Annotated in this window: 9 protein-coding genes; 4 read left to right on the top strand and 5 right to left on the bottom strand. The window is 64.2% G+C overall.

All coding sequences use genetic code 11. The features are described 5' to 3' along the window. Positions 1 to 599: 599 nt before the first annotated feature. Positions 600 to 2,648, top strand: coding sequence for a hypothetical protein (locus VD972_RS10645; RefSeq protein ID WP_324984808.1), 2,049 nt, complete (start codon positions 600 to 602; stop codon positions 2,646 to 2,648). Positions 2,649 to 2,790: 142 nt separating this feature from the next. Here VD972_RS10645 and VD972_RS10650 read toward each other — a convergent pair whose 3' ends face one another. From VD972_RS10650 to VD972_RS10665, 4 genes are all read right to left on the bottom strand, one after another. After that, entirely contained in the window at positions 2,791 to 3,363 is a 573-nt protein-coding gene (locus VD972_RS10650; RefSeq protein WP_324984811.1) for a hypothetical protein, read from the bottom strand. Positions 3,364 to 3,578: 215 nt separating this feature from the next. After that, positions 3,579 to 3,773: a hypothetical protein gene (locus VD972_RS10655; protein ID WP_324984814.1), complete on the bottom strand. Its 195-nt coding sequence runs from the start codon at positions 3,771 to 3,773 to the stop codon at positions 3,579 to 3,581. A 789-nt stretch (positions 3,774 to 4,562) separates the two neighbouring features. Next, on the bottom strand, positions 4,563 to 4,961 hold the full coding sequence (locus VD972_RS10660; RefSeq protein WP_324984817.1) for a hypothetical protein: 399 nt from the start codon (positions 4,959 to 4,961) through the stop codon (positions 4,563 to 4,565). Between the two features lie 181 nt (positions 4,962 to 5,142). Beyond that, positions 5,143 to 5,502, bottom strand: a complete 360-nt coding sequence (locus tag VD972_RS10665; protein WP_324984820.1) for a VOC family protein — start codon at positions 5,500 to 5,502, stop codon at positions 5,143 to 5,145. Between the two features lie 92 nt (positions 5,503 to 5,594). On the opposite strand from VD972_RS10665, the gene VD972_RS10670 reads away from it, so the two are divergent. Next, the gene (locus VD972_RS10670; protein WP_324984823.1) at positions 5,595 to 6,476 is read left to right on the top strand and encodes a dienelactone hydrolase family protein; all 882 of its coding nucleotides are present in this window, start codon (positions 5,595 to 5,597) and stop codon (positions 6,474 to 6,476) included. A 236-nt stretch (positions 6,477 to 6,712) separates the two neighbouring features. Then, positions 6,713 to 7,396: a hypothetical protein gene (locus VD972_RS10675; RefSeq protein ID WP_324984825.1), complete on the top strand. Its 684-nt coding sequence runs from the start codon at positions 6,713 to 6,715 to the stop codon at positions 7,394 to 7,396. Positions 7,397 to 7,626: 230 nt separating this feature from the next. Here VD972_RS10675 and VD972_RS10680 read toward each other — a convergent pair whose 3' ends face one another. After that, complete coding sequence (locus VD972_RS10680; RefSeq protein WP_324984828.1) at positions 7,627 to 8,217, bottom strand: TetR/AcrR family transcriptional regulator; 591 nt, start codon at positions 8,215 to 8,217, stop codon at positions 7,627 to 7,629. A 185-nt stretch (positions 8,218 to 8,402) separates the two neighbouring features. Here VD972_RS10680 and VD972_RS10685 point away from each other — a divergent pair, with 185 nt between their 5' ends. Then, positions 8,403 to 8,720 carry a hypothetical protein gene (locus VD972_RS10685; RefSeq protein ID WP_324984830.1) on the top strand — a complete coding sequence of 106 codons (318 nt, stop codon included), beginning with the start codon at positions 8,403 to 8,405 and terminating at the stop codon, positions 8,718 to 8,720. Positions 8,721 to 8,856: the final 136 nt, after the last annotated feature.

Genomic DNA, 8,856 nt, shown 5'->3' on the forward strand with positions numbered 1-8,856 from the left:
GCCCTTGCAGTACTCCCCGGCGCTCCGCCCGCTGGCGCGCCAGTCCCCCACCCGCTTCTTCCACTCCTCGATGTCTGCCATGCGCCCCACCTTGCGCGCTCTTGTTCAGCTCATCCAGACGGGGCTCATGCAGCGGATACCTGTTACCGGCTATCGCCTTGATTTCACGTCGGTTCGTTCTGCCGCCCCATCCCGTTTCGTCCCGTCTCGTCCCGTTCTTATCCCCGCTGGAGGGGCACACTGGGGGCACATGCGGCCCAACTCAGTTGCTACTTGTACGAAGGATGGCCGCCAGTGCGTGGCGTGATTATGCTCCTGTTGCGTCCGCGGGCGGCTGTATCGATCCGTGGGGCCGGTAAACGGGCGCCGTTGGCTCGTGGCAGTTGGAAGGGGGACGAGAGCTTGCTCTCGCCTCGCTACCATGCTGGGGGTTAGGGTCCCTACGTGCTCGGCCGGGGGACCCCTTTTTGCTTCTCTCTCTTCAGTTCCCAATTGCGGATCTGCGCAGCTTCCTGGAAAAGCCGACGGGCCGCTTGCCCCTGCCTGGCTGGCCTTTGCCCCTGCCGCAGCGTCAGTTCGTACGCGGTTTCGGTCCCATTGTGCGTCGGCGGCGCTCCATTTCCTGGGACCACCTGGGTGAGAACCGCGTCTGCGAGGCCCATCACGCACTGCGCTTCATTCCGGTTGCCAGGCCCGAGTTTCAGTGCGCCTACCGCCGCTTCTTCTTTGACGGGAAGGTGGTGGGCAAGTTCGACATTGGGTTGACGCGGCGGCGCCCTGCCGGCGAGCAGCCAGCGGTGGGAATCGGGCCGGTGCTGCTGCGGGCACTGGGGCTCCATGTTCTCGTTCCCAGCATCAACAAAGAGGCCCGGCAGAGGGCGCTGCACGCGGTAAGCGGTCATCTCGCCAGGGCCTATCTGCTGGCGAGCACGGAGCAGGACGCGGAGGCCACCATTGGTTCCTGGACGCTGGGGGGTATCCCCATGCTGGTGGTGGAGTATGGCCCGGGGGATCTGCTGCTTCCTCCCACGGGAGCAAAGGCTGTCCCCAGTATGCTTGGGCCAGGGGCGGCCTTGCACCACTACTGGCTTAGGCCCACCGCGGGGGTGGAACTGAGTTGCTGGCTCCTGTACTCCAGCGGAACAGAGGCGCAGGACTCCATGCGCCACCTGCGCATCTGCCTGTCCCAACTTCACGCGCAGCGCTCGTGCCTGGAACTCATCCTTCACTCCATCGCGGCAGGGACGCTCTCCCCACCTCGGGGCTCGGGTGCGCATAAGGAGCTGGATAAATACCTCAACAGCACCCGCCGGCAGCTGTCACGCATGCGGAAGCGGGGCACCTCGTTTGGCCCCGGCTTTCTCGAGGCCGCGGAGGCAGCATTCGAGCACATCAACCCGTTTACGTCTCAGCTCCTCAAGAAGCTGGATGAGGCGCTCCATCACCTGGGACTGCGGTACACGACCAAGAAGGGCGTTCTGAATGAAGTGGGCCGGGGACAGTCCACCCGCAGGAAGGAGCGCCCCATCCCGGCCCTTGAGAGTACCGAGGGCCCCGTGCCCCGGGTGCCCCCAGCACCCGGGCAACGCACACACCTGTTCCCCAAGGTGGACGTGCTGATTGTCACAGCGCTCAAGGACGAGCGGGATGCAGTCCTTTCCTATCGGGACGGCGTGATCGAGGAGTGGCAGTCCGTCGAGGGGCCCAGGGGCTTCAATTACCATCGGGCCACGTTCAAGCCCCACGGGCGCCAGGCCCGGGAGTTGAGGGTCGCCGTCGCGCGGCCCATTCGGATGGGAGAACTGTATACGGCCAATCTAGCCACACGCCTCATGGCGCTGTCTCCCGAGGTGATCGCCATGAGCGGTATTTGCGCGGGCGATCGGCGGGAAACGAAACTGGGCGATGTCATCGTCGCAGACCGGGTCTTCAAGTTCGACCATGGAAAGCTGAAGGCAGCGATCACCGCGGGCGGCCAGAGGCAGCAGGACATATTCCACGACCTGACTACCTACAGCCCGAGGGCGCAACTCATCGAGGCGGCTCAGGAGAAGGAGGGCCTCTGGCGCCGCGACTTTCCATGCGCCAGGCCCATCCCGTACGAGGCACAGGAGCGGTGGTTGCTCCGAACGCTGGCGAGCGAAGGAATGGAAGGCACGCTCCATCACCCCGAACGGCTGACGCGCTGCCCTGCCTGGGAGAAGATCCTCAAGCGCCTGAAGAAGGCAAAGCTCCTCAAAGCCGAGGGGCTGGCGCTGACCGGGCCAGGAGCCCGGAAGGCGGCAGACTTCCCCATTGAGCGCCCGGATGGGGAGCCTGAGGAACCCCGGTATCCTTCCGTCTTCGTCGCGCCCATCGCCACCACTTCTTACGTGCAGGAGGATCCCGAACTCTTTCAGAGTCTGCGCAAGCTGGAGCGCAAGACGCTTGGCGTGGAGATGGAAGGCGCGGCGATTGGGGCCGTGGCCGCGTTGGAAGAGGTGCGGATGCTGGTGGTCAAAGCCGTCTCGGATTACGCAGACCACGACAAAGATGACCAGTTTCGCATTTATGCGGCTCAGGCCTCGGCGTGGTTTCTGCTCGATCTGCTGCGACGGCATTGGGCAGCCGCCGTCCCCGGAGAGCCAATGGCGGCGCCCAGCCCCTGAGCCTCAGGAGAAGATGGGCGACGGGTCCAGGTGCGCCATGGGGCTTGGAGGCGGCGGGAATCGAACCCGCATCCATGCAGTCAACCTGCCGGCCGGGACTCCAACCTCCGCAACATCTCAGTGAATGGGAAAAGACTCTCTTTCACTGCCGAGGTGTTTCTTTGGACTTCTCATCATAGCCCTTGGACATGGAAAGTGGATAAAGGGCTCGGTGGTGGATGTTGCGGTAATAGGCCGCGAGGTAGAATTCACCCGCAATCAACACCCACGCCCAGCTGGCTGGCTCGGATTGTGATTGCAGCCATGCAGTTGCTTCTTCAAGACTTCTGAATGACGCAACCGCGCTGGGCGGCTGTTCTTTCTTGAGTTCGGCAAGATAGTACGCGAGGGCGCGGCTGCGTGGCAGGCGGAGCACGTGCGCTTTGAGGTCATGGACAACGTCGTGATACCTATTGGCGATCAAGATGTTGGCGGAATCAGGGGGCTGGGGGAGTTGCTTGAGCCAGGCTTCCGCCTCCTCCTTCGTAGCGAACGCAGCCACGACATAAGGAGGTCCGCCCGCCTCGACATGCGCAACATACTCTCCGAACGCGCTGTATTGATCAGTCGAAGAGATGAAGTGAAGCGCGTCGAGAATGACTTGGATCAGCTCTCTCTCCGCGGCGGATTCTGGCTCGTCGCGGAGTTGCGTGAAGAACTCCGCCGTCTTGTTCAAGCGCTCCCTGAGACTCGCGAAGCCCTCCGCTCGCGGTGGAACCCCGGTTCCTGGACTCTTGCGGAAGTCCTCGAAGCGATACCTCTGGCCGGTGACCTCAATGAAGAGGAGCGCGTCTCGTGCCAAGCCCAGGAGCCGCCTTCGCTCAGGTGATGGTTCCTTGCTCCATTGCCTCCCAATCACCGGTTGTGGGTCCGAAAGGAGCGTATAATTCGTCATGGTTTCACTGCCATGGGTGGGAGTTCGGAGGAGACATCGGACGACACCAACAAGACAGCCGGTGCGAGGATCAATGCGGCGCCTCCCGTTCCCACGACAATGACGACAAAAGCCACCCCAGCAATGGCGACGACTGTCCCCACCAAGACTTCCTTGCGGTGCTGCTTCAACCAGTCCACCGCGTCATCCACGACTGGGAAATTCCGGACTTCAGCCTGCTCACGAAGCCGGCAGCAATCGATGTAGGCGGGTCTACACCTGCCGTCACATATCTTGAACCTTGAGCCTTTACTCGCGTGGCTCCAATCCGGACCTGTGAGAGACTTCATACACATTTCTACGCAGGCATCGCGTTCGTCCTCGCAATTGCGAGTCCAGGCGACGCGGACGGTGCGACCCGCCAAGCTGCTATCGATCGCTCGGGACGGGTATCGTGACAGGTCAAAGCTGCTCATGGGTTCCCATGAGTGGGTGACCCCAGCGCCCCATACATCCTTGATGACGAGTACGGAGCTGGAAAGCTCGTGGGCGTCCATCGGGCTGGGGCCCGAGTAACGGGTTGTACCACAGGAAGCGAGCAAGAGGCTGAGGCTCGCGGCCATGAGCCGCCGAGCCGTCGAACCTGTTCTCATGGGGATGGAGCTCCTAGCGTGCCATTACGCCAACCGCTGGTGAAAGTGCCGGATCAGGGATCGTCGACCACGAGCATGCTCTAGCACCGGACGCCAAGCAACCTCGCAACGGGTGACTTGCAGAGTTCCGCTGAGAGGGTGTTGAGCCAAGGCACTCAGGCAAGGCGGCCCAACATCAGCCGGATCATGTCCGAGCGTTTCACGATCTCCACCTCGATGCCGGCTTGCTGAGCAATACCCTCGACGCGAGGGCCCTCATAGGCGTATCCGCTGCACGAACCCCGTCTGGTATGAGACTGGAGAGCCGCGCAGAGTGGGGCGATGGACGCGAGGCCCTCACAGCCAGAGCTATCGGGACGGTCCGTTCGCCGCAGCCTCCTGTTTCGGCGTCGGGAGGAGAGGCGGCGGGACAGTGAGAGGACCGATCTTCGCGGCGAGTTGCCGGCTGTCGAGGCGAGCATTGCGCAGCTGGCGCAGGTCCCGTCGGCCCTTGGGCCTTTTCTTCTTCTTGGGTGCGGCCGCGCCGCCTTCCTGGCCTGCTTCAGGCTCGGGTGGGGAAAACCCGCTCAGCCGATCGAGCGCTGCCAGGGTGGCCGCGAACTCCAACTCCAACTGGCGGGTGTCGATGCGCTCGGCCTTGGCGACGAACAGGCGTCGGCGCAATAGCTCCAACTCCAGCCGCAGCCGCTCGTGCCAAGCGCGCAGCTGCTCGCGCGACAGCTCCGCCACCCGCTCGCGCTCGGCCACCAGCGCGGCACGCTCCGCCGTGAGCGCAGCCTGGAGGGCGGCGATGTAGCATGGCCCCAGGCGGCACCAGGTGCTTCGGGGCTTTCTTTTTCGGCCGAGGTCGCGAAGGGCAACCGGACGAGCTGGCCGCGCGCTTGGCGCTGGCCCCTGAGCTTGGCCACCTCTGGCCGTGAGTGCGTCCTCAGCGCGCCGGTTTCGGGACGTGCTGATCAATCAGGATGGGGTTGCCATCGGGATCGATGAGCATGAGGCTCGCGGGTCCGGTGGAGGATTCGTCGGCGGCGGAGGCGAGGGTGAAGCCGCGGGCCTGGAGGGTTCGCTGGAGCTCGCGGACGTCGTCAAAGTCGGCGAGTGGATTGGCGTTCCGGTCCCAGCCCGGGTTGAAAGTCAGGACGTTCTTGTCGAACATTCCTTGGAAGAGGCCGATGGTGCTGGTCTCGTTCTGCATGATGAGCCAGTTCTGGTCCTGGTTACCGCCGATGGCACGGAAGCCGAGCTTCTCGTAGAACGCGCGCGAGGCGGCGCTGAGGATTCGAAGCATGGCGTGCTCCAGGGCTGACGAGTGTGGCCGCTGCTCGGCATGGTACCTGAATTCAGCACCCCGGCATGATACGCTGAGGCGCAATGGCAGACATGAAGAGAGCTGAGGACTTCGACCAGGACCTGCTGATCCTATTCGATGCGTACGTGCACGGCGACATCGATCGCCGCGGGTTTCTCGAGAAGGCGGCGCGCTTTGCCGCCGGCGGAGTCACCGCCTCCATGCTGCTGGGCGTGCTGTCGCCGAAGTTCGCCGAAGCGCAGCAGGTGCCGAAGGACGACGCGAGGCTGAAGACGGAGTCCGCGGAGTACGAGTCGCCGAAGGGCTACGGCAAGATGCGGGGCTACCTGGCGCGTCCGGCGAAGGCCACGGGCAAGCTGCCTGCGATCCTCGTCGTCCATGAGAACCGCGGCCTCAATCCGCACATCGAGGACATCACGCGGCGGCTGGCACTGGAGAACTTCATGGCGTTCGCGCCCGACGCGCTCTTTCCGCTCGGCGGCTACCCCGGCACCGAAGATGAAGCGCGTGCGCTCTTCCCGAAGCTGGACCAGGCGAAGACGCGGGAAGACTTCGTCGCCGCCGTCCAGTGGCTGATGAAGCGGCCGGACTCGACTGGGAAAGTCGGCGTGGTCGGTTTCTGCTACGGCGGCGCCATGGCGAACATCCTCGCGACGCGGGTGCCCAAGCTCGCGGCGTCCGTGCCCTTCTACGGCACCTCACCGGCGCCTGAAGAGGCAGCGAAGATCAAAGCGCCGCTGCTGATCCACTTCGCCGAGAACGACCCACGCGTCAACGCGAGCTTCCCTCCGTACGAGGGAGCGCTGAAAGCGAACAAGGTGAGTTACCAGGCATTCACGTATCCGGGGACCCAGCACGGCTTCAACAACGACACGACGCCGCGCTACAACCCCGAAGCCGCGAAGCTCGCCTGGGCGCGTACGCTGGAGTTCTTCAACAAGCACCTGCGCTGACTCTGATGCCGTCATAGCCTATGGCTTGGGCGGGGCGACGCCCCGGTACCCACTATCGCCCGCGCCGCCGTAGCTCAGCTGTGCTGGCGCGCCAGCCACGAAAGACCCAGCCAGGATTCGCGACCCGACCTCTCGTGCCGACGGCATCGGGTCAGACGAGACTCACACTGCCAGGATTCCACACGGCAATGGCCCCCTCCGTTGCTCCGAGGCCAAGCCTGTGGATCCAGTCTGGGTTGCAGGGCAGAATCTCTCCAGAGACTGACGCCTTCTTCCTGACAGGAGACCCTCCCGCATGCGGCTCCGGTGGGCGGCTCTTTGGCATCACCCAAGGCCTGGTCGGCGTCATTGGGGGGGCGATGGTGGGATTTACCTCGGACTATGAAGAGGGTGCAGAGGAGCAGACCGCCGAGAGCGCAACGTACATGGGCGCGGTGGTGGGCGGCCTCACATTGGGCACAGCGGGGGTGCTCTACCAGTACTTCATCCCCGTGGAGCGCAATGAGTCCTTCCTCGTCGCAGGTGCGGCCACGACAGGCTTCATCGCAGGGGTCACCCTCGTCGCATTGACGGATGCACCTCCGGTAGGAGGGTCCTTGCTGATGTTCGGCGTCATGGAGGCGGGCATCGTCTCCGTGCTGGCGCTCACGTACGGGAGCGGAGACGTGAGCAACGGGGACGCAGCACTCGTGGGGATGAGCGCACTCTACGCGCTTGCCCTCACCGGCCTGGCCCAGGGCATCGTCAGCGAGTCGAGCAGCCAGAAAGTGAACTTCGCGCCTACGCTTCTCGCCCCGACGGTGGGGATGGCCGTGGGAGGCCTGCTGGCCATGGCCCTGGAGCTGGGTGCGCGCGATTCTGAAGCACCTGGGCCTCCCCACGGCAGGTGCGAGGCTGGCCCCAGCGCGAGGGCCACATAAGGCAGCGTGGCGTTGAGGCGCTCAAGACAACCCACAGGCCCAGGCTCCTGCCGCGCACCTCATGGGAGGGCGGCCTGGGCAGCAGTGTGCCCTATGGGGGTGCTCGGCCCCCTACACCGGCCTGGCACACTGCTCGGGCGGCTCCCGTCCGCGGCCCCTCCGCTCCAGCCCTCACCTTCAACCGGCCTCCCATTTTTCTTATGCTCCAATGAGCACGGGTGGGACATCGACTACAGCCGCTTCGTCTGCTTGGCGGATGGAACATGCGACCTCTGTGAGCCTCTGTGCCCCCGCTCAAGCGTTCCAGCACGAGCGCCGGCAATGACCGTCCGCACCGCGAGGACCAGCCAGGTCGTATCCAGCCGGCGGGCGTCGACGATCGCGCGGACGACATGCAAGAGCAGCTGCGGATCGGTTCCTGGCGGTACTTCGCCCCGGTCGATTGCGCGCGTGACCATCGCCCTCCACTCGCCGCGACGCTCGTCCACCACGTCTCCGATGATCGCTTCGACCTCGGGACTGTATCGCTCGTCGAGCAGCCGTGCCCAGGCTCGGCCTTCGATCTTCCGGCCGATGGTGAATCGTCGCGTAAATGCCTCGACGAGATCACGTTCCAAATCTCCAGTGTCCGGCAGCGGGCTCTCGCGAAGAGGCTTGCGCATCCGGTCGACGAGAGCAGTGACCAGCGCTGCCCGGCTCGGCCAGCGTCGATAGATCGTGGTCTTGTTGACCCCAGCCATAGACACGACCTCGTCCATGCGAAAGCCGGCGTATCCCGAGCGCGCGAGTTCGACGATCGCGGCATCGAGCACGCGACGCACCACTTGCTCGCTGCGTCCCCCGAGGGCCCCCTGGGTACGACGCGTTGATCCGGGAGTACGACGCATTGCCAAGACACTAGCATTGCCGTCTTCCAGATGGCAACTCGAAGTTGCTTTCACGGTCAAGCGCGGCTAGGCTCGGCTCTGTCATGGCAACACGGCGTTGCCATCAGAAGGGAGTCTCGATGCCCTGGCACAACGTTGCCTACTTCCTCGGAGGCATGTTCCTGGCCAACTTCTTCCCGCACTTCATCGCCGGCATGTCGGGGGTCCGGTTCTACACCCCGTTCGCGACACCACCGTTTCGAGGGCTCTCGTCGCCCGTCGTAAACATGCTCTATGCCCTCTTCAATCTCGCAGTGGCCTACGTCCTGCTCGTGGTCGTCGGAAGCTTGGAGCTGCGAAGTGCACCACAGGCTGCCGTCTCGGCGGCGGGCTTCGCGCTCTGGTCGGTCCAGGTCGCGCGGGCCGTGACCAAACTACGGGGAAGTAGTTCGCCGTAACTGCGGACAGCCTCGCGCCGCAACGATGGGGGCGGTGGCGTCGCTTCCGTTTGACTGGAACTTTGGATGACTTCGTTCACGCATGACAGCCGCAGTCTCGCGGAAACGTATGATCGGGTCAGCGATCTCCAATTCG

The sequence above is a fragment of the Hyalangium sp. genome, assembly GCF_035629615.1.
Taxonomy (GTDB): Bacteria; Myxococcota; Myxococcia; order Myxococcales; family Myxococcaceae; genus Hyalangium.